At 64.3% G+C, this 25059-nt stretch carries 28 protein-coding genes and 1 tRNA gene; 12 read left to right on the top strand and 17 right to left on the bottom strand.

The window, feature by feature from the left end; translation table 11 throughout:
- Positions 1–110 precede the first annotated feature (110 nt).
- From EGH24_RS00350 to mptA, 3 genes are all read left to right on the top strand, one after another.
- Positions 111–1349 (top strand): NAD(P)/FAD-dependent oxidoreductase, encoded by a 1239-nt coding sequence (locus tag EGH24_RS00350; protein WP_142978195.1) that lies wholly within the window; start codon positions 111–113, stop codon positions 1347–1349.
- A gap of 76 nt (positions 1350–1425) precedes the next feature.
- Positions 1426–1839 (top strand): DUF7124 domain-containing protein, encoded by a 414-nt coding sequence (locus tag EGH24_RS00345; RefSeq protein WP_142978194.1) that lies wholly within the window; start codon positions 1426–1428, stop codon positions 1837–1839.
- Between the two features lie 158 nt (positions 1840–1997).
- Positions 1998–2933 carry a GTP cyclohydrolase MptA gene (gene mptA, locus EGH24_RS00340; protein WP_142978193.1) on the top strand — a complete coding sequence of 312 codons (936 nt, stop codon included), beginning with the start codon at positions 1998–2000 and terminating at the stop codon, positions 2931–2933.
- Between the two features lie 5 nt (positions 2934–2938).
- Here mptA and EGH24_RS00335 read toward each other — a convergent pair whose 3' ends face one another.
- The 7 genes from EGH24_RS00335 to EGH24_RS00305 all read right to left on the bottom strand — a co-directional run bounded on the left by EGH24_RS00335 (position 2939) and on the right by EGH24_RS00305 (position 10443).
- Positions 2939–3754 (bottom strand): TrmB family transcriptional regulator, encoded by an 816-nt coding sequence (locus tag EGH24_RS00335; protein WP_142978192.1) that lies wholly within the window; start codon positions 3752–3754, stop codon positions 2939–2941.
- 127 nt (positions 3755–3881) lie between these two features.
- Positions 3882–4598 (bottom strand): ABC transporter ATP-binding protein, encoded by a 717-nt coding sequence (locus EGH24_RS00330; protein ID WP_142978191.1) that lies wholly within the window; start codon positions 4596–4598, stop codon positions 3882–3884.
- 2 nt (positions 4599–4600) lie between these two features.
- Entirely contained in the window at positions 4601–5392 is a 792-nt protein-coding gene (locus EGH24_RS00325) for an ABC transporter ATP-binding protein (RefSeq protein WP_221886691.1), read from the bottom strand.
- The gene (locus tag EGH24_RS00320) at positions 5385–6473 is read right to left on the bottom strand and encodes a branched-chain amino acid ABC transporter permease (protein ID WP_142978190.1); all 1089 of its coding nucleotides are present in this window, start codon (positions 6471–6473) and stop codon (positions 5385–5387) included. Before EGH24_RS00320 ends, EGH24_RS00325 begins: the two co-directional genes overlap by 8 nt.
- Positions 6470–7357, bottom strand: a complete 888-nt coding sequence (locus tag EGH24_RS00315) for a branched-chain amino acid ABC transporter permease (RefSeq protein ID WP_142978189.1) — start codon at positions 7355–7357, stop codon at positions 6470–6472. The genes EGH24_RS00320 and EGH24_RS00315 overlap by 4 nt, the downstream gene beginning before the upstream one ends.
- Before the next feature lie 5 nt (positions 7358–7362).
- Entirely contained in the window at positions 7363–8634 is a 1272-nt protein-coding gene (locus EGH24_RS00310) for an ABC transporter substrate-binding protein (protein ID WP_142978188.1), read from the bottom strand.
- Positions 8635–8769: 135 nt separating this feature from the next.
- Positions 8770–10443 (bottom strand): DUF255 domain-containing protein, encoded by a 1674-nt coding sequence (locus tag EGH24_RS00305; RefSeq protein WP_142978187.1) that lies wholly within the window; start codon positions 10441–10443, stop codon positions 8770–8772.
- Positions 10444–10524: 81 nt separating this feature from the next.
- Between EGH24_RS00305 and EGH24_RS00300 the strand changes: the two genes are divergently transcribed.
- Both EGH24_RS00300 and EGH24_RS00295 read left to right on the top strand, forming a co-directional pair.
- On the top strand, positions 10525–11163 hold the full coding sequence (locus EGH24_RS00300; protein WP_142978186.1) for an FxsA family protein: 639 nt from the start codon (positions 10525–10527) through the stop codon (positions 11161–11163).
- Between the two features lie 107 nt (positions 11164–11270).
- Positions 11271–11344: transfer RNA gene (locus tag EGH24_RS00295), tRNA-Ile, on the top strand.
- Positions 11345–11501: 157 nt separating this feature from the next.
- Here the strand turns inward: EGH24_RS00295 and EGH24_RS00290 are convergent.
- On the bottom strand, positions 11502–11906 hold the full coding sequence (locus EGH24_RS00290) for an HVO_A0114 family putative DNA-binding protein (protein ID WP_142978185.1): 405 nt from the start codon (positions 11904–11906) through the stop codon (positions 11502–11504).
- Between the two features lie 23 nt (positions 11907–11929).
- Positions 11930–12220: a toxin-antitoxin system TumE family protein gene (locus EGH24_RS00285; RefSeq protein WP_142978184.1), complete on the bottom strand. Its 291-nt coding sequence runs from the start codon at positions 12218–12220 to the stop codon at positions 11930–11932.
- 219 nt (positions 12221–12439) lie between these two features.
- On the opposite strand from EGH24_RS00285, the gene EGH24_RS00280 reads away from it, so the two are divergent.
- Positions 12440–12655, top strand: a complete 216-nt coding sequence (locus EGH24_RS00280; protein WP_142978183.1) for a hypothetical protein — start codon at positions 12440–12442, stop codon at positions 12653–12655.
- Positions 12656–12772: 117 nt separating this feature from the next.
- Here EGH24_RS00280 and EGH24_RS00275 read toward each other — a convergent pair whose 3' ends face one another.
- Both EGH24_RS00275 and EGH24_RS00270 read right to left on the bottom strand, forming a co-directional pair.
- Entirely contained in the window at positions 12773–13735 is a 963-nt protein-coding gene (locus EGH24_RS00275) for a phosphotransferase family protein (protein ID WP_246057855.1), read from the bottom strand.
- Complete coding sequence (locus EGH24_RS00270; protein WP_142978182.1) at positions 13732–14406, bottom strand: HAD family hydrolase; 675 nt, start codon at positions 14404–14406, stop codon at positions 13732–13734. The genes EGH24_RS00275 and EGH24_RS00270 overlap by 4 nt, the downstream gene beginning before the upstream one ends.
- 247 nt (positions 14407–14653) lie before the next feature.
- Between EGH24_RS00270 and EGH24_RS00265 the strand changes: the two genes are divergently transcribed.
- Complete coding sequence (locus tag EGH24_RS00265) at positions 14654–16321, top strand: hypothetical protein (RefSeq protein ID WP_142978181.1); 1668 nt, start codon at positions 14654–14656, stop codon at positions 16319–16321.
- A gap of 15 nt (positions 16322–16336) precedes the next feature.
- On the opposite strand, the gene EGH24_RS00260 is transcribed toward EGH24_RS00265, so the two are convergent.
- Both EGH24_RS00260 and EGH24_RS00255 read right to left on the bottom strand, forming a co-directional pair.
- Positions 16337–17380 (bottom strand): lysylphosphatidylglycerol synthase transmembrane domain-containing protein, encoded by a 1044-nt coding sequence (locus EGH24_RS00260; protein WP_142978180.1) that lies wholly within the window; start codon positions 17378–17380, stop codon positions 16337–16339.
- Between the two features lie 164 nt (positions 17381–17544).
- Positions 17545–18939: a sulfatase gene (locus EGH24_RS00255; RefSeq protein ID WP_142978179.1), complete on the bottom strand. Its 1395-nt coding sequence runs from the start codon at positions 18937–18939 to the stop codon at positions 17545–17547.
- Positions 18940–19027: 88 nt separating this feature from the next.
- Between EGH24_RS00255 and EGH24_RS00250 the strand changes: the two genes are divergently transcribed.
- Together EGH24_RS00250 and EGH24_RS00245 are read left to right on the top strand one after the other, a co-directional pair.
- Positions 19028–20020, top strand: a complete 993-nt coding sequence (locus EGH24_RS00250; RefSeq protein WP_142978178.1) for a glycosyltransferase — start codon at positions 19028–19030, stop codon at positions 20018–20020.
- A gap of 74 nt (positions 20021–20094) precedes the next feature.
- Entirely contained in the window at positions 20095–21168 is a 1074-nt protein-coding gene (locus tag EGH24_RS00245) for a glycosyltransferase (protein ID WP_142978177.1), read from the top strand.
- Positions 21169–21193: 25 nt separating this feature from the next.
- Here the strand turns inward: EGH24_RS00245 and EGH24_RS00240 are convergent, their stop codons facing one another.
- A complete protein-coding gene (locus EGH24_RS00240) occupies positions 21194–21697 on the bottom strand; it encodes a metal-dependent hydrolase (protein WP_142978176.1) in 504 nt (167 codons plus the stop codon).
- Between the two features lie 95 nt (positions 21698–21792).
- On the opposite strand from EGH24_RS00240, the gene EGH24_RS00235 reads away from it, so the two are divergent.
- Both EGH24_RS00235 and EGH24_RS00230 read left to right on the top strand, forming a co-directional pair.
- Complete coding sequence (locus EGH24_RS00235) at positions 21793–22578, top strand: phytanoyl-CoA dioxygenase family protein (protein WP_142978175.1); 786 nt, start codon at positions 21793–21795, stop codon at positions 22576–22578.
- A gap of 96 nt (positions 22579–22674) precedes the next feature.
- Positions 22675–23082, top strand: coding sequence for a hypothetical protein (locus EGH24_RS00230; protein ID WP_142978174.1), 408 nt, complete (start codon positions 22675–22677; stop codon positions 23080–23082).
- A gap of 41 nt (positions 23083–23123) precedes the next feature.
- On the opposite strand, the gene EGH24_RS00225 is transcribed toward EGH24_RS00230, so the two are convergent.
- On the bottom strand, positions 23124–23483 hold the full coding sequence (locus EGH24_RS00225) for a winged helix-turn-helix transcriptional regulator (protein ID WP_142978173.1): 360 nt from the start codon (positions 23481–23483) through the stop codon (positions 23124–23126).
- Positions 23484–23710: 227 nt separating this feature from the next.
- On the opposite strand from EGH24_RS00225, the gene EGH24_RS00220 reads away from it, so the two are divergent.
- Positions 23711–24169 carry a DoxX family protein gene (locus EGH24_RS00220; RefSeq protein ID WP_142978172.1) on the top strand — a complete coding sequence of 153 codons (459 nt, stop codon included), beginning with the start codon at positions 23711–23713 and terminating at the stop codon, positions 24167–24169.
- On the opposite strand, the gene EGH24_RS00215 is transcribed toward EGH24_RS00220, so the two are convergent.
- Positions 24166–24591: a VOC family protein gene (locus EGH24_RS00215; RefSeq protein ID WP_142978171.1), complete on the bottom strand. Its 426-nt coding sequence runs from the start codon at positions 24589–24591 to the stop codon at positions 24166–24168. The genes EGH24_RS00220 and EGH24_RS00215 overlap by 4 nt on opposite strands.
- A gap of 59 nt (positions 24592–24650) precedes the next feature.
- Positions 24651–25058 carry a hypothetical protein gene (locus EGH24_RS00210; RefSeq protein ID WP_142978170.1) on the bottom strand — a complete coding sequence of 136 codons (408 nt, stop codon included), beginning with the start codon at positions 25056–25058 and terminating at the stop codon, positions 24651–24653.
- Position 25059 lies beyond the last annotated feature (1 nt).

Here is a 25059-nt window from a genome sequence, read left to right as displayed (position 1 = left end):
TTGGCGTGGTCGCTGGCGGTATGGTCGGCTTACGTCCAGCGATTTATACGTTTGTAGCCGAATTTTCGGCGATAGCAACCCACTTTACCCCTGACCACGAAGCGGGAGCCATGACAGAGTCGTACGTGATCATCGGCGACGGGATCGCNGGNAGCTCCGCCGCNGANACNNTCCGCGAGGNNGNCCCNGACGCGGACGTGACCGTCATCACCGACGAGGGNGAGGCCCTNTACAACCGNATNCTNATCAAGGAGTTNGCGAANGGNAAGCTNCCNGAGGCCCCNATCTCGATTCACGACACGGACTGGTACGCCGACCGCGACATCGACCTCCGGCTCAACACCGTCGTCACCGACATCGACCCCGAGGCCTACACCGTCTCGACGCATGAGGGCGATACCATCGAGTACGACAAGCTCCTGATCGCCGCCGGCGGGACGCCGACCCAACTCCCCGTCGACAACAGCGACGCCGATGGCATCCACCACTTCTGGACGTTTCAGGACGCCCGCGGCATCCGCGAACACATCGAAGAGGCCGACTCGGCGACCATCGTCGGCGCGGGCCTGCTCGGGATCGACCTCGCGGCGATCTGCGGGGCCCAAGAGGTCGAGGCCAACTACCTCATGCGCGGGGACTGCTGGTGGCGGTACGCGCTCACTGAGGAAGGAGCCGAAATCATGCACGACGCGATGCGGGAACGCGGCGTCACCCCCGTGTTCCAGAGCGGCGTTGACCACTTCGAAACCGATGACGAGGGCCACGTCGAAGCCACGATCGACCCCAACGGCGAGCGGTTCGAGTCCGATTTCGTCGGCATCGCCATCGGCCTGAACTTCAACACCGAACTCCTCAACGACCTCGACATCGAACAGGACGACGGCGTCGTCGTCGACGAGTACATGCGAACCAGCCTCGACGACGTTTTCGCCGCTGGCGACCTGACGCGATATCACGATACGATCCTCGGCGAGCGCGCTCAGAACGGCTCGTGGGGCTCCGCCAAAGAGCAGGGCACTATCGCCGCAAAAAACATGATCGAGCCCGAAAGCGACGAGTTCCGCTGGGTGTCGTCGTACTCGATCACACACTTCGATTTCCCCTTCCTCTCCTTTGGGCATCCGACCATCGGCGACGACTACGTCGCCAAAGCCTACTCCGACAACGAGTGGCGACGGATCGCGCTCAAGGACGGCAAAGTCGTCGGCGGCGTTCTGATCGGCGATCTCGCACCCCAGAGCGGCTACAAGAAACTGATGCGCGAGGAGATCCCGGTCGGCGACCAGAAGGAGACGCTGTTGAAAGAGCAGTTCGACGCCGAGGACATCGCTGCGGTCCAAGAGCAGTAACGCCGGGTCGCTCGGTTGATCCCGCTGCGGACGGCGAAACGAAGCGGTTTTCGGCAGCCACGGAGTAGCTCTTTCTATGGACGGAGGCAGCGGCGAGATGACCCTCGCATTCGAACTCGAAGCTCTGCAATCGCTGGCCGATCCGGGGACTGTGTTCACCGACGCNCGGCNGTGGANNGAGTACGTCGGCGTNGTNAGCGANAAGCCNACCTACGTCGTGACCAACTTCACNCGGAANNACCGCNTCCGGCAGGACTTCTTNTCGGGGCCGCGCGGCGTCGCCGAGAGCCTTGAGAACGTCGCCGACCAGTTCGAGACGCCACGACACGTCTTCATCGGTACGAGCGACGACGACGCAGCCATCGCCGAGGAGGCCAGCTGGGAGTACCTCCCACTGTCGGAAGCTGCCGAGGCCGCCGACTGGGAACTCGCTGAGGAGTCAGCCGACGAGGAATACTTCGAGGAAGAGCAGCGCGAAGACTGGCCCTGACCTCAGTTTCATCTCCGCGGCGCATCCTGTTTTGCTTTCTCCCGAGTTGTGACGACCTCCGCAGACGTAATCCATACTGACTAGCACTGCGCATACCGTGCCGGCGGGTGACTACACTGATCGAAAGTCCTAATCAGGCGACACGCCTAACAGAGGTAATGAGTCACCAGCTGCCGGACGTACAAGCCTCCCAACCGGACGTGTCGGTCGGCCTCAGTCAGGTCGGCGTCACGGGTGTAGAGAAACTGGTCAAACTCGCCCGCGAGGACAAACGCCCCATCGTCCTGATGGCCGAGTTCGACGTGTTCGTCGACCTGCCGGGCGGCCGCAAAGGGATCGACATGAGCCGCAACATGGAGGTCATCGACGAGATTCTGGAGGAGGCCACCGAGTCCGAGGCCTACCGCGTCGAGGACGTCTGTGGCGATGCCGCCGAACGCCTGCTCTCCAAACATGACTACACCTCAACCGCTGAGGTGGAGATGACTGCCGACCTCGTGACCAAAGAGCAGACGCCCGCCAGCGGCAAGCAGACCCAAAACACCGCGACGATCATCGCCAGCGCGACCGCGACCGACGAGGGCACTCACGAGGAGATCGGCGCGGAAGTCACCGGGATGACGGTCTGTCCCTGCTCGCAGGGGATGTCCGAGTCGAGAGCGCGCGAGAAATTACAGGATCTCGATGTCGAACGCGAGGTCATCGACGAGTTCCTCGACGAGGTGCCACAGCCCGGCCACTCCCAGCGCGGCCACGCCACGCTGACGATCACCAGCGACGGCGATCCCGATGTGGATCTCGGCGATATCATCGACATCGCCCGCGACGCGATGAGCGCGCGGATCTACAACATGGCGAAACGCCCCGACGAGGATCACATGACCTTCGCCGCCCACTCGGACGCCAAATTCGTCGAGGATTGCGTGCGCGCCCTCGCTGAGGGCGCGGTGGAAAAGTTCGACCATCTCTCCGACGACGCCGTCGTCTACATTCGCCAGTCGAACGACGAGTCGATCCACCAGCACAACGCCCACGCCGAACGTGAGGTCACGATGGGCCAGCTCCGGGCGGAACTCGACGGCACCGCCGTCTAATCAGGTTACTGGTGCTGCGGTAGCTTGAGCGGCTCAGCGTTCTCCCATCGCGGCTGGAAGACCTCTCGCACGTCGGCCGCGAAGTTCCGGTCCTTGAGGTCGATCATCGCAAACGCCTGCTGTGGGTCCAGCGGGTTCGGTACCTCCAAACAGACCTCAACGTCATCGATGAGGTTGAACGTCCCCTCGACGGCCTCGTGGGTGCGAACGCTGTAGTTGTCGTATTTGTCCAGTCGCTCGTTGTACTCGACGTTTCGTTCGTCGGGTAGATCACAGACGACCTCGGGTGTGAGCAACAGTTGCACCTCGACGCCGCGATCGAGGGCTGATTCGAGCCGGTCGACGACGCGGCCCGTGGCTGTTTCGAGATCCAACCCGGCGGCGGGTGAGCCACCGACGAAAACCAACTCCTCGTCGGCGGCATCGATCCGCTCTAAGAGGAGTTCGAGCGTCTCTTCCGGGCCGACCGCGGCGGTCCAGAACTGGCCGTTGACCGGCGCGGCGGCCTCGAGATCGTCCATCAGCGTATCGACGGTCTCGGCGTACTGTTCGGCCTGCTCGTCGAGTTCGCGCTGTTTGGCCTCCAGCAGGCGATCCAGCCCGACATCAGGCTCGACGGCGACGTACTTCTTCGGCCGGCTGGCGGCCTGACTTCGGACGAGGCGGTGCTGTTCGAGTCCGTTGAGCACGTCGTAGATCCGGCCCATCGGCACCTCGCTTTTCCGTGACAACTCCTTTGCGGTTGTCGGACCGCTCCGGAGCAACGCCCGATACGCTCGGGCTTCGTACTCCGACAGCCCGAGATCGCGGAGACTCGCCATACATCGATATCTGTTTGCGGTGATAAAAACGCACCGACCGTTTATTGCTCCGATGCCGTCGACGACTCGGTTGGACAGGTCCGGGAGATCGATCCTGCCCGTCAGCCGCGGAGATTCTGTTCGGACCTCAGCCGCCGAGGTAGAGCCGGCCGACCTCCTCGTCGTCGAGGAGTTCGTCGCCGGAGCCGGTGTATTTGATCTCGCCGCTGGCCAACACGAAGCCGCGGTCGGCGACCGAGAGTCCCTTCTGGGCGTTCTGCTCGACGAGGAGGATGGTCGTTCCCAGCTCGTTGAGCTGTTCGATCCGCTCGAAGACGTCGTCGATGAACTTCGGTTCGAGCCCGATGGACGGTTCGTCGAGCAACATCACGTCAGGATCGACCATCAGCGCGCGGGCGAGTTCGAGCAGTCGCCGTTGGCCGCCCGACAGCGTGCCCGCGTGTTGCTCGCGGATGTCGCCGAGGATCGGGAACTCGTCGTAGAGCTCCTCGGCGCGGGCGGCCGCTCGTTCGTCGTCCTCGAAGACGTAGCCGCCCATCAGCATGTTCTCGTGGACGCTCATGCCGGGGAAGACGCTGGCGTCCTGCAGGACGTAGCTCATCCCGTTTGCCAGGTTCTCCTGTGGCGAGCGGCCGGTGATCTCACTGCCCCGGAACGACACTGTCCCGGCCATCACGTCGGCGAAGCCGTAGATGCTCTTCATCAGCGTCGACTTCCCCGAGCCGTTGGGACCGATGAGACAGGCGATCTGCTCATCTTCGATCTCGATATCGATGTCGTGGAGGACGGTCGTGTTGCCGTAGCCGGCGACGACGTCCTCCATTTCGAGGATGGTGTTCGCCATGGTTATTCCCTCCCGAGGTAGGCGTCGATGACGCGCTGGTCGTTTTGGATTTCTTCCGGCGTTCCCGCCGCGATGCGCTCGCCGTGAGCGAGGACGTAGATTCGGTCGGCGATCTCCATGACGAAGTCCATGTTGTGCTCGATGAGGAAGATCGTCGCCTCCTCTTCGTCGTTGGCGGTGCGGATGTAGTCGATCAGGTTCTCTAGCATCGAGGGGTTGATCCCGCCGGCCGGCTCGTCCATCAACAGCAACTCCGGTTCGGCCATCAGTGCCATGACGAACTCGATGAGCTTCTGTTGGCCGAAACTGAGGCGGCCGGCTCGGGTGTCGGCGAGTCCGCCGAGATCGACGTACTCGAGGAGTTCGTTGGTTCGCTCCAGCAGCGAGTCGTCCGGTCGCCGAAGCAGCCCGCCGATGTCGGCTCCACCCTCTTGGGCGGCCAACAGCAGGTTCTTCCGGACGCTCATTCCGCCGAAGATCCGGGTCTCCTGAAACATGCGGCCGAGGCCGGCACGGGCGATCTTGTACTCCGGCCAGTCGGTGACGTCCTGGCCCTGCAACGTCACCCGCCCCTCGTCGGCGGTGAGCGTGCCGGTGATGCAGTTGAACAGCGTCGATTTCCCGGCCCCGTTCGGGCCGATGAGGCCGACGATCTCGCCCTCGTGGACCTCGACATCAACGTCGTCGACGGCGGTGAGACCGCCGAACCGTTTCGTGATGCCTTCGGTCCGAAGGACGGCGTCGGCGGCGTTTGCTGTCATCTCCGGCTCGTCGGTGTCAGGTGTGTTACTCATCGGTTGTCACCTCCGGATCGTTGGCGTCGGTGGCAGCATCGGTGCCGTCGGCCGCGCCGTCGGTGGCGGCCATTCCGCCGCGTTCGTAGTAGTCCATCTCGTTGGCGTACTCCCGGAGCGAGCCGACGACGCCCTTCGGGAAGCCGATGACGGTCACGATGACCGCGAGCCCGAGCAAGACGAGTTGCCAGCCGACGAAGGCGGTTTCGACGTACTCGATGATCGTATGCAGGCCGAACGCGCCGATGACCGGGCCGGCGACGGTGCCGGTCCCGCCCATCAGGGCCATGGCGATGAGTTCGACGTTCCACGCGCCGTTGTAGGCGGTCTGTGGATCGATGAACGTGTTAAACAGGCCGTATGCACCGCCGGCCAGTCCGGTGAACAGCGCGGCCAGCATCCACGCCGCCGTCTTGTAGTAGGTCGTGTTGAACCCCATCGCGGTCGCCTTCCCCTCGTCGTCACGGATCGCATTCAGGATGAACCCGAACCGCGTGTTCGAGAGATAGTAGACGACGATGATCTCGGCGACGAGCACGCCGAGGAAGAAGTAGTAGAAGACGATCCCCGGTGGCACGTCGAAGAGGATTTTGCCACTTGCGCCGCCGGTGATTTCGAGGTTGCGGGAGATCTGCTGGGCCGCCAGCAGGACGCCGAGCGTGGCGATAGCGAAGTAGTGGCCCCGGAGCCGCAATACGATGAGGCCGATAATCGCCGCGAAGACGGTCGCAAACACGCCGGCAGTGACAACCGCCAGCGGGAACGACACGGCGAAGTCCTTCAGCAGGATCGCGCCGGTGTAGGCACCGATCCCGAAGAAGGCCATGTTCCCGAAGCTGGGGTAGCCGGTCTGGCCGCCGACGATATCCCACGACAGCGCGAGGATCGCAAACAGGAACATCTCCGAGATGACGGTCATCATGTAGCCCTCACGCAGCCCGAACACCGGCGGCAACGCGCCGATGACCGCACTGAGGAGAATAAGTTTCCAGCTGTGGGTGCCACAGAGATCGAACAGCTGATCGACCCGCTCGGGCGGGAGGACCGACCGCAGCAGACCGGTGTCGTCTTTCGTGCTCATTCGTCAGCCCCCGTGCCGAACAGGCCCTGTGGTTTCACGACGAGCAACACGATTAGCAGGGTAAAACTCACCGCGAGCGTCCACCGCGAGGAGATCAACCCGGCGGTTAGCTCCTCGACGACGCCGAGCAACAGCCCGCCGGTGAGCGCGCCCGGGATCGAGCCGACGCCGCCGAAGACGACGATGACGAAGCTCTTCAGCGTGTAGATCAGCCCCATCTGTGGCTCGATGTTGAGGATGGTGGCGATGAACGCGCCGGCACCCCCGGCGACCGCCGAGGAGATGCCGAATGTCACCGCCCGCGTGTGCTCGACATCGATCCCGACCAGCGCGGCGGCCTCCGGGTTTTGGGAGACCGCCCGGATCGCCCGTCCGGTGCGGGTTCGCTGCAGGAACAGGTACAGGATCGCCGTCAGGACGATCGCCCCGAAAAAGGCGACCAGCTTCATCTTCGGAATCACGACCCCGGCGACGATCAGCGACGGGTCGGCGAACCCGACCTGAATCGACCGTGGGTTGGCCGTCCAGGCCTGAATCGCCAGCTGTTGGATGGCGATACTGATGCCGAATGTGACCAACAGCGTCAGGAAAATGTCGGTGCCGATGACACGCGAGACCAGCGTTCGCTGGAGCACGTAGCCGAGGACGAACAGCACAGCGATCACGACCGGCAGCGTCGCCAAAAACAGCAGGACCGACCCCTCGGCGGTGCCGGTGGCGATACTCAACAGCCAGTAGGCGGTGTAGCCGCCGAGCATCACCATCTCGCCGTGGGCGAGGTTGATGATGTCGACGACGCCCCAGATGAGCGCGAAGCCGACGGCTACGGCCGCGAACAGCGCGCCGACGAGCAGGCCGTTGACCACGAACTGCGCGATGGCCATCTGGCTTACCGTTCGCTCCAGTCAGGCATCGGGTAGATCGGATCGGCCTGTGCGACCGAGGAGGGGTAGACCGTCTGCAGCCCCGGATCGGGCTGCCACTGCCGGATGAGCATGTCTTTGTCAATAACGCCGTTGTCACCGAAGCTCACCTCGCCGTAGACCGTCGAGAACGGATCGGCATCCCGGATCGCGTTGCGCACTGCGGTCGGGCCGAGTTCGTCAACGGACTCGAAGGCGTTGACGAACGTCAGGATGACCGCTTCGCCGGCCGCGCTGTGGTAGTCCGGCGGGTAACCGTAATTCTCGTTGATTGCCGCCACGAAGTCCTGGGTCCCGCCGTAGACCGGATCATCGAAGTTGGCATTGATGTCCCAGGAGGTCGGGCCGTAGATGTAGTCACCGTTCGCGCCGACTTCGCCTTTGAACGACTGGTTGAGGCTACCGACCGTCCCCATCGCCGCATCGACGTTGACGCCCTGGCTTTCCATCTGGTTGGCCAGAATGATGTTGTGCTGCTGGTGGGCACACAGCAGTAGGATGTCGGCGTCGTTGTCGCGGACGCGGCCGAGGTTCGTCGAGAGGTCAGAGGTTTCCGTCGGGAACGACTCGTCAACGACGAGCTCCAACCCTTCCTCCTCGATCTTTTCGCGCGCGCCGTCGGCGGTCGTCTGGCTGAAGGTGTCGTCCTCCGCGAGGATCGCCACCGTCTCCGGCGGCGAGTCCTGTTCGAGTGCCATATCGAAGTAGCTCTTGGCGTACTTGTTGGCCGTCGGCAACAGGCCGAAGATCCACTCGTTGCCCTGACTGAAGATCTCCGGGCTCGCACCGCCGCCCTCGACCATCGGTTTTTGGTTCTCGGCGGCGACCGCACTCGCCGGCAGCGTCACCGAGCTGGCGTACGGTCCCAGCAGGTAGTCGATCCCTTCGCGGTCGATCAGCTCCTGATAGATACTTCGGGAGGTCGAGGGGTCGGTACCGTCGTCCCGCAGCACCATCTCCAGCTCGTAGGTGTTGCCGTCGCCGGCCTCGACGCCGCCCGCCTCGTTGATCCGGTCGATGGTCTCCTGATAGGAGTCCTTATACAGCCGCCCGAGGTCGGCGTTGTCGCCGGTCAGGCTCATCGAGCCGCCGAGCGTGATCGTGTCGCCGCTGCCGCCCTCGCCGCCACCGTCGCCGTCGGAACTGCTGCCGGCACAGCCCGCCAGTCCCGTGAGCCCGAGTGCGCCTGTACTCCCCGCTACTTTCAGGAACGTCCGTCGGTTCTGATCTGAAGTCATGAATTGCCCATAGGCGTGTGACAATGACACACGTCCTATAGGACCTATTACCCTGCAAACGCGTATAAATGTAATGCTCAATAATGCAGAATATTTCGGGCCGCAGATCGCTGCTGTCGCCGGATCATCCAACGGTCAGTTCGACAGCGACTCGACGGCCTCGGATATCTGCCTGCTGAGTTCCTCGGGTGTCGTCGCCGGCGACGCGTCGCTGCCGCGAATCCGTGCCGTTCCGGCTTCGACGCCATCGGCGTCGGGGATGACGACGGCCTCGTGGTCGGCGATCCGAAGGGCTGCACGGTGAAGGTCCGAGCCGGCGGGGTCGCCAACGTCGATAGCGAGATCGCCGCCGGTGAGCCGGGCGGCGACGCTGCCGTAGCCCGCGACCTGGACGCCGATCCGGTCCCACGCGCCGGCGAAGGCCTCGACGGCGTCGGTGGCGGCTTCGCGGTACCGCTCGTTGCCCGTAATGGCCGCGAGATCCAACAGGCCGTCGGCGAACTCCATCCCGGTGTCGATGGGTCGCAGCGGGCGGGCACAGAGCCCGTCGCCGGCCGCCGGGCCGTCGCGGAACGCGCCGTCGCCGCCGAGGGTGTCGAGGGCGTTGTCGGCGACGCTCGTTGCGACCGTGAGATAGTCGTCGTCGCCGAGGACCTGTCTGGCCGTGGCCCACGCGGTGACGACGCGCGCGGCGTCCTCCAGTAAGTCGGTTTCGCCCACTGCGTCCTCAGTTCGGTAGTGCGTGACGACGCCGCTGTCGGTGTCGATGAGATCCGATTCGATGGCGTCGAGAATCCGTTCGGCGTACTCGCGGGCGTGGTCGTCGTCGGTGTAGGCGTAGTAGGTGAGCAGGGCGTCGGCTGCAAGGGCGTTGCCGCCGGCGAAGACCGTGTAGTCGGTTCGTGGTCCCGGTTGATCGGCGCGTTCGTCGGCATCGCCGCTGTAGTAGCTTGCTCCTTGGCCGGGGCCCTGACTGCCGCCGACGGCGACGCCCGTCCACAGTGTGTTGGTGAGGTAGTCGATAGTGTGGCGGGCCGGCTCCCGATAGGCGTCCTCGCCGGTGTAGAGATACCCGTTGGCGAAGGCGCGAGTGAGCGCGGCATTGGTTTCCAGTACTTTCTCGTGGCGGACGCCCGACCAGTCGCGCTCGGTGGCGAACCGGAAGAAGCCGCCGTCGACAGGGTCGTAGAGGTGTTGGGCGATGGCGTCGAGGGTCTGGCGGGCCTGCCCCGGTTCGCGTTTGAGGGCGAACTCGATGGTTCTGGGCAGCGGGAATTTGGCGTCCGTTCCCCAGCCGCCGTGGTGGGGGTCGAACTGCTCGGTGAGTTGGCCGGCGATATGTTCCTCGATGCGGGGGTCGAGGTCGTCGGCCGGCGTCGGCTCGTCGGCGACGGCGCGAGGGACGCGGCCGGCGTCGGCTCCCTTTTCGTCCCACAGTTGGCGGATGCGATCGACGATGCTCCGCATGCTATCGGGGCCGAGGTAGGTCGCGCCCGTCAAGAGCTCGCCGGTCGGCGTGAGGAAGGCGGTTGTCGGGAACCCGCCCATATTGTAGCGTTCCCGCACGCGGGGGTTGCGGTCGACATCGACCCGGATCGGCACGAAACTGTCGGTGATGTTGGCGGCGATGCGTGGCTCGCTGTAGGTGCGGGCGTCCATCTCGTGGCACTCCCCGCACCATGTCGCCGACAACGAGAGCAGGATCGGCGTATCGGTCGCTGCGGCCTCCTCGAAGGCGTCGGGACCCCACGCTCGCCACTCGACCCGTGTGGACTCCGTCGCCGCCGCGGCCGCCGTCGAATCGTGCATACCGCTCTTCGGGTGGGCCGCCGCCTAAGGCCTTCGTCCCGCGACGAAAGACGTTATCACCGATGGCCCGTAACTCGGGGTATGCGCACGCGCTCCCTGCTCGCGCTGTTGCTGTTGATCCCCCTCGTGGACGCCTTCGTCCTCGTCGCCATCGTCGGCTCGGGGATTCTGACGGCACTCCAGACGGTCGCGTTAGTCGTCCTGACGGGGCTGCTCGGGATGATCCTCGTCCGCGCGGAGGGCCGCAACACCCTGATGCGGTTCCAGCAGAAGGCTGCTGCCGGCTCGCCGCCGACCGACGAACTACTCGACGGCGGGCTGTTGATCGCGGCGGGCGCGTTTCTGCTCACGCCGGGGCTCGTGACTGACTTGATCGGCTTCCTCCTCGTGTTGCCGCCGACGCGGTACCCGATCCGGGTCGCGCTCAAGCGGTGGGTAATCGTCCCCTACATCGACAAACAGACCGGCGGCTTCGGCACCGGCAACGTCTGGACGTTCGGGTTTCCCGATCCTGACGGGGCCGGCGACGGCGATGGCAACCCCTTCGGTCCCGGCGGGTTCGACGGCGGCCCCGGCGCCGGCGCGGGCGGTCCCAGCGGGACCGGCGGTCCCAGCGTCGACGACACGGCAGGCGGGCAGGCCGGCGGCAGTGACGACGAGGAGTACGTCGATGTCGATTTCGAGGTTACCGACGACGGCGACAGCCGGTCCGAGTCGTAGCCGACCGCGTTGTCACTGCTTGGTTTTGTCCCCGAAACCGACTGACGGAGTCGCGGTGGCGAAAGGAAACTGTTAAACAGAGTCCCCCGCTACGAGCAGTTGCGTTGGGGCCGATAGCTCAGTCAGGTTGAGCGCTCGGCTGATAACCGGGAGGCCCACGGTTCAAATCCGTGTCGGCCCATGCTTCCTTCGGTCGCTTCATATTGACCACACAGCGGTGGATTGCTTATAATTCAGACTCGATAGTTGCTTCTGAGTTCAACCGATCATCGGTTGCACTCTATGCGCGGTTCATCACGCGGTCTAGACAGTTCCGAATCGCCTGAAAACCCGATCCGTTATACGGCTGCCGTATCCGTCTCCGTGCTCTGCCGCAGCGGCAACTGGATGTCGATCTCGTCGTACTTAACGACGGGCCGTTTTGCCCGCCCCTCATCCACAAACTCAACGACGTGGTACTCTTCCAGACGTTCGAGATTCTCCGAGACTTGTTTGATGTCTCGATCGACGAGCCGGGCAGTCTCACGGATACTTGCAGGCTCTTCCTGGGCGATCACTTGGAGTAAATCGATCGCCCGCGGTGTGAACACCTGCGCCAGTTGGTCTGTCGTCTCGAAGCTCAACCGACGCGGGGCGTCGGTATCCGGCGGATCGTCAGCCAGTGCGTGCTCGAATGCACTGGCTGTTCGGTGTTGGACCTCGCCGATCGATTCAACCGTCACGATGAGTGTGTTGTTCGCCATGGTGTCTTCTGTTCTGCTCCGTGTTACTCACACGCCTGCTCGAGCTCTTTCCAGAATCGCCGTTGGACGGCGTTGTATCCGGGGAACTCGTACTCCTCGTCGAGTCCATCGGCCGTGTGTCGTTCGTGGTGGCCGTGGGAGTTGTCGTACCGGAGCAGCGTGTCGCCGGCTTCGGTGCCGTAGTGCAGCCGGTATTTGACGCCGTCCGGGAACTTCTCGGATTCTGGCACACTCAGTACGCGGACACGGAGGACCGTTCCATCCTCGAAACGCTGTTCCGTGTCCTCCACCACACGCACGTCGTCGGGTGCCATCTACAATTGATGTTATACACCACATCGGTATAATTGTTGTGGCAGACAACATCAAAAACAGGGGTCAGATAGATTTTCGTGGGTTGTGTTTTCTGAGTCGTCAGCTATTTTCGGCTGTCCGGACGACAGTGATACCCTGTATTAGGAACTCTCGAAGTAGATTTCACTTTCACTCCGCGTGGATTCGGTTTATTATCAATCCACCCATATCCATACGTGATGAACGCAGTCACCCGACACTCGGGAACCGACCCCGAAACGACCCGCGAGACGCCAGCCGACGGCCAGCAGTCGCCAACGATCAGTTTCGACGCTCGTGCTCGCCTGCGCGGTGCGTTCGACGATGTGACAGTCCAGCAGGCGGTACTGGGCGCGACAGCCGACGACAACACCCCGGCCGACACTGTCGAGCGACGATCGGCGGCCACCTACTGAATTCGCTTGCTCACACCTGTTTTGCGACAGCGACCGCCCATAGGGTGGCACGAATTCTACTCGACGTAATAGAGCGGAAACTGGCGACGTAGCTGCAGATGTGTGAAACGGTGGCCCTCACACTCCCGCAAGCACCGATTCCAGCGCGTCCCGGTGGAACGCGACTGCCGCGTCGCTGGCGACCGGCGGATACCGCGGGTTCGTCACCCGGCCGGCGGAGTCGATCGCGCTGGCGGCGATAGCGACGGCGCGGTGGGCGGGGCTGACCGCCGGCATCGCTCTGATCGACTCGTACCCCTCTCGGAACGCCGCCCGCAGCGGCTCGGGGTCGTCGACGTACCAGTCGGCGACGAGGTATTCGGCTTTGGCGACCGACAGCGCGGGCGCGGCCGAAAGTGGGGCCTCCCAGTCCAAGACGGCGGTGACCGAACCGTCGGCGACTAAGGCGTTGCCGGGCCGGAAATCCCACGGGAACAGCCGCGGCGTGCGGTCGCTGTCCGGCGGTTCCGCAAGCAAGTCCCGGAGGTCGGCGGCGAGATCGTCGAAAGCGGCCGGCAGGCGGTCGATGGCGCGCTCGCCGTAGTCCGCGAACCACGTCGGCCAGTCTTGCTGGCTGGCGGTAAACCCAGCCTCGGCGAGTTCGAGCCGACCGTAGGCGTCGAACGCGAAGGCATCGTGTAGGCGGGCGAGCGCGCGCCCGAACCACCGGGCGAGGGCACGCTGTGTTTCGCGTTCGACCGCGGCAAACGCCGCATGGAGGTCGCTGCCGGCGACGTAGGCGGTGAGCATGTACGCGACCCCGTCGTGTGTCCCCGCCGCCAGCACGGGCGGTACCGGCACGAAGGTCCGCTGTCTGATCTCCCTCAGCAGTGCGGCTTCAGTGCGGAGCCACGTCGGCTCCGTCGACACCTGCACGACGACCGGTCCGCGGGTCGGGAACCGCGCAATCGCCGTCTCCTTGCGGTTGCCGCGGGTGATCGCCTCGATTTCGATCGGTGACTCCGCGATCGCGTCGAGCCCGACTGCGGCCGCGACCCGCGCCCGTTCGTCGCCGAACGCCGCTGCCAGCGCGTCGGTCACGCCTCACCCCGCAGGATCGCCGGCAACTCCGCAAGCGAGTCGAGCACGTACTCCGGCTCGTAGTCGCCCTGTTCCTCGTCGCCGCGCAGCCACGCGACCGGCAGCCCGGCGTTCTGTGCGCCAGCCACGTCGTAGGCCAGCGAGTCGCCGACGTACAGCGTTCGATCACGGGCGACGCCGAGCTTGGCAACGGCCTGCTCGAACGGCTCGGTGTGCGGTTTCGAGCGGGAGAGTTCGGCCGCGTAGACGACCGTTGCGAAGCGGTCGGCGATCCCCAGCGCGTCGAGTTTCGCCCGCTGGCGATCCTCCGGGCCGTTCGTGACGACTCCGATCGGGCCGACTGCCGCCGCCTCTGCCAATGCCTCCTCCGCACCCGGCAAGAATCCGACGGCGCGGTCGTCGATCACCGAGCGCAACGCGCGAGCCAAGGCGAGGGCATCAACGTCGGTGCGGCCGTGTTGGGCGGCCACGCGGGCGAACCCGGCCGCGAAGTAGCCGACCGGATCATCGTGATCCGGCGGCCCGGACAACGCCGACCAGAGGGACGACGGCTCGCCGAACGGGGTTTCATCGACTCGTTCGAACGCCTGCTCGTACATCGCGTGGGCGTCCTGTGTGTTCTGACACAGTGTCCCATCGAGATCGAAGAGGACCGCGTCAAACGATGCCACACTTGATTGTGGTGCGAACAGGACAAAAACCCCGCGTGCGTTGGGGCGATGCTATCGATTTCAGTCAGCCCGCTCATGGGATTCGTCGCTGCCACCTGCTGCCGCCGCCACTCGCCGTCCAGCCCGCCGATGCAGCAAGAATTATGCCACGACCTGCCGTTCGCTTGCGATAGTACCCAATGACGTACGTCTCGCAGCGACGACCACCCACCCACGCCGTGCCGACTCCTGGCGGGAGCGAGCCGCGATGACTGACGAGAAACGCCGCACCGTCGAGTTGGTCACCCAGTCGCTCAGCCCGGAGACGGCGGCGACGTTCCGCGATCGCCTCGACGAACAGGCCGCGTGGCTCCGCACCGCTATCGACGAAGGCCGGCTGGATAACGCCGATTTTGCCGTCGGCCTCGAACTGGAAGCCTACGCCGTGGCTGGCGGCGACGACGCTGCCAGCGACGACACCGCGACCGATGCTGACAGCGACACGGTGCCCGACGACTCGGCAGCGGTCAGCGACGGCGGACAGGCCGCGACCGGCGGCGAGGCTGTCGCCGGCGACGCCGCTCACCCGCGGCTCGCTCGCCTCCCGGAAACCGTCTTCGACGAGCCGGCGGCGAACAAGGAACTCGGCCTCCACAACGTCGAGATAAACACTGACCCGACGCTGCTCAGCGAGGCTGGCCTCGCCGCCCAAGCCGACGAAATCCGCGAGCGAACCGCAGCAACGCGGGCGGCCGCGGGCGCACACGACGGCGAAATCGTCCTCGATGCGATGTGGACGCTCCCGCCCGCTGAGGGAGCCGATTCCTACCTCTCGGCAACTGAGGCGCACGACGGCGTCGTCTTCGCCGACAACATGCGGCAGTACCCCCGCTACGTCGCCATCGACAACGACGCCCTCGCCCACGCTGACGGTGACGAAATCCCGTTTTCGGTTCCCGGCGTCGACGCGGCGTTCCCGTCGATCCTCTTTGAATCATTGGCAACATCCATTCAACCACACCTGCAGATTCCCTCCGCCGACGACTTCCCCGCCTACTACAACACCGCGATCCGGACGCTCGGGCCGGTGCTCGCGCTCTCGACGAACTCGCCGTTCCTGCCGGCCGAGTTTTACGATGCGGCCGATCCCGATGCCGTCGTCGACGAGACGCCACATGAACTCCGGATCGAGGTCTTCGAGCAGTCGGTCAACCAAACCGAACACGCGAAAGTCAGGGTCCCGCGAGATATCGAGGAAACGACCGATATCGTCGACCGCGTCGTCGCCGACGACCCCTACGCGCCGTTCCTCCGGGAGTGGTTGGCCGATGATGACCGCGACACGCTCGCGGATCGGCTCTGGGAGTTCAACCACAAACGCGGCACCTACTGGCGGTGGCTGCGCTGTGTGGTCGGCGGCGATCACATCAACGAGGAAAACGACACCCACTCGCTGCGCATCGAGTACCGCCCGATTCCGACCCAGCCGACGGTCACCGATATCGTCGGCCTGCAGGCCCTCGTCGCTGGCGCGATCCGTGGCCTCGTCGCCACCGAGCATCCGCTGGCGACGCTGCCGTGGGATGCCGCCGAGGAGAGCTTCTACGCGGCGATGGCCGACGGCATCGACGCCGAGTTACACTGGGTGACTGCTGACGGCGAGCGAACGACTGACAGCGACATGATCTTTGAAGAACTGTTCGAGTACGCCCGCCACGGCCTCGAAACTGCCGGCCTGTCGAGCGACGCGATCGACGAGTACCTCGATCCGATCGAGGCCAGAGTCGCAGACGGCGCGACGCCGAGTTCGTGGAAGAAACAGGCGGTTCGGCAGCGACTCGGCGACGGCGACGATCTCACAGCCGCAATCGACGGGATGCAACACGAGTACATCCGACGCAGCCGCACGACCGACTCGTTTGCGGACTGGCTGTAATCGCTTTCTTGCCTGTTACAGTTCCGGCTCCTCCGGCGGCTCGGCCTCGCCGTCTCGATCGAGCGTCAGCAGTGTCCCGAAGCCGAGGACCAACCCCGGCCAGTAGGTCGTCAGCCGGAACAACACCGCTGCGGTCAACGCCGTCGCCAGATCGACCGAGTAAAACAGCGTCATCAGCCACGAAAAGGCGGCTTCGTAGGTCCCGCTGCCACCGGGCGTCGGCGACAGCGTGGCGATCGTCGAGAGGTTGACGATGAAGTACAGCGGGACGATCGTCGGCTCAAGCCCCATGGCGAAAAAGACGACGTACAGCGAGACGATCTGGGCGACGATAGCGAGATGTGAGACGGTGACCGTCGTCACCAGGAACCGCCGGTCACGGCCGGCTTTCTCGAAGAGGGCTTCGACCCGCTCGACGCGCTCCTGCAGCGACTGAAACAGGGCTTCGCCGCGGTCGAACCGTGCTTCGAGCCCCGCGAACAGCCGGGTCGCTGCCCGGCCAAGCGTGCTATCCGGCGACCACAGCAGATACGCGAGTCCGCCGCCGAGCGTGAGGATCGCCACGGCCAACACGCCGACTTCGACGAGGAACGCCTGTAGCGAGCCGAACAGGTAGAGGTAGCCGACGCCGCCGATGGTGAAGGTGAAAAACGGGACGGCGTTGACCATATCCGAGGAGACGACCGCCGCCAACGCTTCCTCGTACTCCGAATCGGTCGCCTCCGAGACGAGGTAGGCCATGACCGGCTCGCCGCCGAACTGCCCCAGCGGCGTGATCGAGTTCAGGAAATGCCCGGTTAAAAACAGCCGGATCGTCCGCGAGACGGTGGTTTCGATTCCGAGTTGGCCGAAAAATCGGTGCCAGACCCACGCCCAGACGAACAGCGACGAGAGGCCGATGGCGACGGCGACGGCGAACAACGACCGGTCAACACGACCGAGCGCGCGGAAGAACTCGCCGGTGTCAGCGAAATACAGCAGGCCGGCGAACAACAGGCCGGTGATCCCATACCACAGCAGGTCACGCCGGGTCAGTCCGTCACGTCCGGGGATCTGCATCGGTCAGACGGGGATCGCCGCGGCCGGCGTGTGTGTCCGGCTGCCGGCCGGCGTGTGTGGCAGGGCGACGACCGGCTCGCCCGGTCGCGTGACGATACGGTTCGCGGTGGCACTCATTCGATGGCTGGTCGAAGACAGGGGAGCCACTTAGCTTAGGCGAACCGTCACCGGTAGCCGAGGGCTTCGAGTCGATCCTGAATCTCCTCGTCGGCTGCTTCCTCCGGGCGGTCGTCCGGTTCACCCGGCTGGTCGTCGGCATCCGCCCCGTGATCGACCGCCGTTCCACTGTCGATGGCGTCGACAGCCTCGCGCAATTCGTCGGACACGGCGACGGACTCACCCGTCTCGCGGTGGGTTGCTTGATACCGCGCGTTGCCGTCCTCGTCGACGGATTTTCGCACGGTCGTTCCGTCGCGGATGAGATACCGGTGTTTCCGGTAGTACTCGTCCCACGCGTCGCTTGGAATGTAGCCGGTGAAGTTCTCTGGGAACTCACACCCGCCGCGGACGGTGTCGGCGACGACCTCGTCGGGTTTCGGTTCGAGGCCGGCGTAGTACGGGACGAGATCGTGGAGCCGCCGGAGTTCGAACGGTTCCTCCCGGTGGTCGCCATCGAGGTCAGGGTGATCGACGAAGAGGACGGTCTCGATCACGGGATCGGCCGTCGTGAACTGGTGGCCGAACAATCCCTCGCTCTCGCCGAGGGCTTGACCGTGATCAGATAGCACGACGACGACGGTATCGTTGGCGAGATCGTTGGCCGCGAGGCTGTCGGTGATTCGCCCGACGAGGTTGTCGGTATAATCGACGGAGGCGTCGTAGATCCGTCGGAGGGCCTCGAAATCGGGATCGTCCATCGTGAACATATCCTTCTGTCGCTGGGGGATGCTGCTGGTGTCGCTCACGCCGTGTTTGTCGAGGTACTCGGCCGGCGGGTGGTACGGCTCGTGAGGCTCCATCAGATTGACGTAGCAGAAAAACGGGTCCTCAGCGGGTTGGGCATCGAGATAGGATTCGACCGCTGCGACCGTCTCCTCGGATTTACAGGAGTCATCGACGCCGAACAGCCGGAACGCCCGGTCGAGTTGGCGGCCGATGACGCGCTTGGGGAGCGTCCCGAGTGAATCGTAGAGCTTCGTCGAGAGTTTCGAGAGCCGTTGGCTGATGGTGTTGTCGGCAGTTCCAAGGAAGTTTTCGACGTAGTCGAAGTCGTCGGTCATTCCCTTGTGGGGAGTGATCCAGATGTTCGAGGTGATCGCGGCGGTGTCGTAGCCGGCGTCGGCGAACTCCGTGATGAACGTCTCGTGGCTGCCGTCGAAGTAGCTCCGGGCGTGAGTCGTCCCGTGTTCCCACGGGTATAGCCCGGTGAACATCGAGGCATGCGAGGGCAGCGTCCACGGAGCTTGGGTGACGGCATCGTCGAAGACGACCGCGTCGTCGGCGAGTGCCTGCAGGGAGTCGGTGAACTCGACGTCGTCGTTGTAGACGGAGACGCGATCCTTCCGCAGGGAGTCCAACACGAGGAAGACGACGTTTTTCCGCCCCGTGATCTCGGTCATATCGCTGGCTACGACCAGCGGGTAATTAGTAACTCTGATCCACAGCGCAAGATCGCCGCGCTCACGGTCGGCTTATATACCGCAAGCGATGAGCACAGCCAACCGGATGATCGACAACGTCGCAATCGTCTACTGGTGTGATGGCGCGGGCCACGCCGCCCGGAGCATCCCGGTCGCCAAGGAGTTCGAGTCCCGCGGGATCGAGGTTTCGATCGCCGGCGGCGGCCCCGGCGGGCGGTTCGTCGATCTCAACGGCTTCGACCAGCCGGAGTTTACCACTGTCACCGTCGAAGGTGACACGCCGCGGGCGTTCCTTGAACACACGCTGTTCGATCTGGTGCCATCGTCGGTTCGTCGCTTCCGCGAGGTCACCGCGTGGCTCCGCGAGGAGGAGCCTGATGTCCTGATCACCGACGACGTGTTTGCGGGTCTCGCGGCCGCTCGTCTCGGCATCGACTTCTACCGGATCGACCACCTGACGACCGACCTCTTCGGATCGATCTGGGGGCCGCCACTGGCGTTCTACAATCAGGTCTCGCTGCAGTTCGCCGAGGGGATCATCGTCACGTCGCTGTGGCCGGATGACCCCGCACCCGAGGGGACGACCCGCGTCGGGCCGCTGGCCCAGGAAGGCGACCCTGACGAGGCGGTCGAACCGTACGACGTTCTGCTGAATCCCGGCAGCCACGGCGACAACTTCGCGGAGCTACGCGATCGACTGGAAGCGAAGGGGTACGATGTCCGCACCGTCGGTGACGACAACTGGGAGACGAAGCCGACGATGACGCCGTATACGGCCGCTGCCGACGTCGTCGTCTGTACCGGCTTTTCGTCGATTGCAGATACCGTCGTCGCCGGCACGCCGTGTGTGATCTACCCATTCCTGCCGTTCCAGAAGGCTCTCGCCGAACGCGCCGAGGCGAAACACCTTCCCGGAATCTCGATGGCAACGACCGTCGAGCGCGTGATCGACCGCGTTGAGGAGTACTGCGGCAGCGACGTTGCCCCCGACTACGAGAACGGCGCGCCCGCTTTTGTCGATACTGTGTTGGACGAGATGGACGAGGCGGCTGATTCGTAACGCTCAGTGGCGCGTCCACGAGCCGTCCCGGCAGATTGAAACCGAACGGAGCCAATGCCCCCGTAGAGACGCGAATGAGAATCGGGTTCTTCACGGACAGCTATTTTCCCGGGATCGACGGCGTCACGTACACGATCAAGACGTGGCGCGAGCGGCTGGAGTCCCGTGGCCACGAGGTCTCCATCGTCTATCCCGACAGCAGCCACGAGCCGGGGCCACACGAGTACCCGGTGCCGTCGCTGCCGAACCCGTTTTACGAACCCTACCGGATGCCGGTCTACCGGCGGCTGTCGTCGCTGCCCGACCTCGATGTCGTCCACTGTCACGGCCCGGCGACGACGGGACTCATGGGCCGGCAGTACGCGGCGCGCAACGGTCTGCGGTCGGTCTACACCCACCATACGCCGATCGAGGACTACCTGATTCAGGCCCTCAAATTCGATCGGCTCGCCGATCTCGCGGGCCGAGCCTACGTCGCCTACGAGACTCGCTTCCTCCGGTCGTTCGATGCCGTGACCGCCTCGACATCGAAGATCCGACGCGACGTGGCCCACGAGAAACTCCCCGTCGGCGTCGATCTGGAAACCTTTCAGCCGCAAGGAGAGTCGCTGTTTGACGGCCCTCGGCCGGTCGTTGGCTACAGCGGCCGGCTAACACGAAAAAAGAATGTCGACGAAATCCTCCGTGTCGCCGCCGAGACGCCGAAGTTCCGCTACGTGATCGTCGGCGAGGGGCCGGACCGGCCGCGGCTGGAAGCGACCGCACCCGACAACGTCGAGTTTCGTGATTTCCTGCCGCGGGAGCAGTTACCCACGTTCTACAGTTCACTCGATGCCTTCGTGACGGCCTCGACTTGCGATACGCTCGGTTTATCGACGCTTGAGGCCAACGCCTGCGGGACGCCAGTCGCCGCGGCCGACGTCCAGCCGTTCACCGAGACGATCACCGACGACAACGGAGCACGGTTCGCGTACGGCGATCTCACCGAAATGCAGGCGGCGATCACCGACTGCCTCCACGGCGACCGACCGACGCGAGCGGCGGTCGAACGGTTCTCCGTCGAGCGAACGATTGACAAACTGGAAGCGATCTACCGGGACGAGCGCGTTCCCGATACTTCGGAGCAACCAATTCCGCTCTCGACCTGATAGCGACCGTCGTCGGCTGCTCCAGCTATTCGTCCCACGCTGGCGGTGAGTGGCGGTAGCGGAGATACCACGCCAGTGCTGCGAGCACCGCTGCAACGACGAGTGGCCACCGATCGCTTGAGACGAACAGTCCCTCGAAGACGGGCCGGTACGTCGTCAGCGGCCAGAGCACGAACTTCATTCGCCCGGCGGGGAAGGCCAACAGCGAATCGAGAACCAAATGCGAGCCGGCACCGACTGCCAGCAGCCCGAAGACTCGCTTGCGGTAGGCGGCCGGGACTACCACGACACCGATCAGCACCGAGACGAACGTGCCGCCGACCGTGTGGAGGGCTGTCCAATCGAAGGGGATGCCGAGCCATTGCTCGACCCGCCAGGACGGCCATAGAATCCGGATTTTCGTCAGATCGGGGATGAACGCGCCCATCATACAGACCGTCACGAACGTCGGCGTCAGCCACTCGTATCGGTACGAGAGCACGACGGCGAGGGTGTAGGCGAGCAGCGCGTGCGTCAGGAGATCCGGCATCGGTTTGTAGACGAGCGGACGACTGCCGGGGGTTTTGACCTTCCGATCACGGCCAAAGAGAAAATATTAGAAGTCGATACCACCATGTGCTCAGTATGGAACTCTCCGACTCGCAGTTCGAACAGTACCAGTCCGACGGCTATCTCGTCGTCGAGGACGCGCTGTCCAGCGAGATGATCGAGCGGACGATCAACCGGCTCCGCGAGTACAGTCACGGTGACCGCGAGCCACAGACGTTCGAATCTCAGATCGAGCCGCGCGTCAAACGTGGCGAACTCGATGTCGAAGAGGAAGGCGATGCCGTCCGGAAGTTTGAGGGCCTCGGCATGGTCGAGGAGGACGATGTCTTCGGCGAGATCGCTAACCACGAGACGATCACGGCGGTCGCCGAACAGCTGCTCGGCGAGCACCTCAAACTCCTCCGCAGCGCGGCGATGTTCAAACCGCCGTCGGTCGGCAGCGAGAAGGGGCTCCATCAGGACGCCGCCTACTACCCGATTCAGCCGCGGGACCACCTCACCGTCTGGATTGCTCTCGACGACGCGACGCCCGAGAACGGTTGTATGACCGTGATTCCGGGCGCGCACAAGGATGGCATGCTGAACCACGAGGCTGATGAGTACGAGACTGATATCGTCATCAACGACACCGACTACAGCGAGGACGACCTCGTCGAACTCCCGATGGAGGCCGGCGACGCGCTGTTCACGCACTGTCTCGTTCCGCATTACACCGCGCCGAACACGACCGAGGACTGGCGGCGCGCACTCATCATGTCCTACATGGACTCCCGATCGCGGTTCACCAAACCCGCCGACGACCTCGAACCGTGGGTCGATTCGGTCCACATTCAGGGCGAGGAGTTCCCCGGCTGCGTCTGAGGCTGTGGCTTTTCGGACGTTCGTTCCGCCGCTCGCGTCAGCTGCGGTGGCCGCCGGCTAGGTAGATACAAATGCCTCGCGTCGTAATCCGTGGTCGTGTCGAACCCGCCAACCGACCCCGACGACTCGCCGGCCGCCGACGAGGAGCCGGCGGGCAACACACCGACGGTCTCCTGTTCGCGGTGTGGCCGAACGTGGGCCCTCGATTACGAACTCGATTCGCTGTACGCCGGCAACCAAGCGTTCGAGCAGTTCGCCCTCGATCACGAACGCCACACCGGCCATTTCCCCGACGGTGTGACGCCGTGGGTCGTCGACTGCCAGCAGTGCCCCGACGGCGAGCGGTTCCTCGACGAGAAGCCGGCGAGACGGTGGGCCGAAACCCACGCGCGCCACACGCGACACGCCGTGACACTTAGCCACCCGGAGACGGAAACGGTCGTCGAGCCCGACGCTGAGGCGATCAAATCGGCCCAAACAGTCGAGTCCGACAGCGAAGAATAACAGTCGGTGTTGACAGGGCAGTCGTTGCCAGCGGCGACTCGTTAGTCGTCGTCGACCGGTGCGGCGTCGGCCGTCGCCAGCCAGTCGTCGGCCCACGCCTCGATTTCGTCGAAAACGGGACACAGCGATTCACCCTTCGCAGTCAGGCTGTAGTAGCTCGCCACCGGTGCGTCCTCTTCGAGCCGGCGTTCGACGAAGCCGGTTTCTTGGAGGTCATCAAGGACGCGGGAGAGCGTCCGGGAGTTGGCCTCGGTCGAGCGTTTGAGTTCGTTGAACCGCTTTTCGCCTTCCTGGAGGTCGTGGAGGATCACGAGTCGCCACGGCGAGCCGACCTGTTCGATGGCTTCGACGACCGAACAGGGGCCGGTGTCGCCGTCGGCGGGAGTGGACTGCTGGGACATTAGGTGTATACAGACGGCCATTGTCTAAAGTCGTTCCGCCGATTCAGTCGGTTGCGACACTCCCGTCACAAACGCGGTAGTGGCCCCTGCTGCGGTTGTTCGCTGCTCTGCCCTGGATACGAACACCGTCTCAACGCGTCTTGCAGTCCCGGTAACATCGATGTTAGCTGATTACATTCCTGTCCGGGAAACAATATATCAGTTGCGTCCATACAGTTACTTGCAAAATGTTACCGACAACGGTTTCCGAACTTCTCGTATCGACGCTGCCACTACAGGCCGGCTTCGACGGCGCGGTCGCCGGCGAACTGTTCCTGCTCGGTCGCCTGCTGTTCGGCGGGGTTCTCGCGTTCAACGGCCTGAACCACTTCCTCGATGCTGACGCGATGGCCGGCTACGCGGGCGCGAAAGGCGTGCCTGCACCGGGGCTCATGGTCCCGTTTACCGGCGGGATCCTGCTGTTCGGCGGCCTCGGTGTCGCTGCCGGCGTCCTTCCGTCGCTGGCTGCGGGCGCGCTCATCGTCTTCCTCGTCGTGACGACACCCCTGATGCACGACTTCTGGGCGGTCCCAGAGGATCAAAAACAGGGCGAGATGGTCAACTTTCTGAAAAACGTCGCCCTGACCGGCGCGGCCCTCGCGCTGCTGGCGATCAGCACGACCGCTTGGCCGTACGCGCTCGCCTAAGCGTCCAGCTCAAGCACTTCGACGAGGTGGTCGTCCGGATCGCGCAGGAAGCAGATTTTCGTCCCGGTTTCGGTCGTCTGTGGCTCGCTGATCGTTTCGACATCGGCCGACAGCGACCGGTAAAAGTCATCGAGGCTATCGACTTCGACGCCGAGATGTGTCGCGCCCGACTCGTTGAGTTCGGCCGCCGGTCGATCGTCGCCAGCCGGGTCGTAGGCGACGAGTTCGAGCCGTACTGAGCCGAGATCGAGATGGGCGAACCGCGCGCTGGCGTCGTCGATGCCGACGCCGGTTTCGAAGGCGTCGCCGGCGACGCTGAACTCCGCGACGACCGAGCAGTCGAAGACCGAGCGGTAGAAATCAACGGCGGCCTCCAGATCGCTGACTGTGAGCCCGACGTGGTGGGCGGTTGGGACTGTCATACCCACACTGTGGTGCTCCCGTACCAAAACGCTTCGAAGCGGCTCTGCTCGTCGCTGGCCTATGATTCGGAAACGGCTCGCAACGAGACCGAGGGCTCCCGACTGGCGACTGACTGCGCCAGTGCCGCTGCTCGCTGTGTTCGGGTCGTTTCGGTCTCACGGTCGGCGATTTCGGTTAGCGCGTCGGCGACGAGTTGCCAATCAGTCTCGTCGAACCGATCGACCGGCTGGCTATCGGGGTGGGCATCGGGGCCCGCTGCGGCGGCCGCCTCGGCTCCCCACTCGTCGTCGATCTCGAAGATGTACTCCGTCGCGTCGACCTCGCAGGCCTGACAGACCGTCTCCAGCAGCCGCCAGCCGCGGCGGGCTCGCTTCGAATCGTCCTCCGGGTGGAACCGGCTCGACAGCCCCTCGGCGACGAGGAGCCAGTCCTGTACGGCCCAGTCGGTTGGTGGTTCAGCTGACATG

The sequence above is a fragment of the Halonotius terrestris genome (assembly GCF_006861665.1).
Classification (GTDB): Archaea; Halobacteriota; Halobacteria; order Halobacteriales; family Haloferacaceae; genus Halonotius; species Halonotius terrestris.
This window is presented reverse-complemented; position numbering and strand designations above follow the sequence as displayed.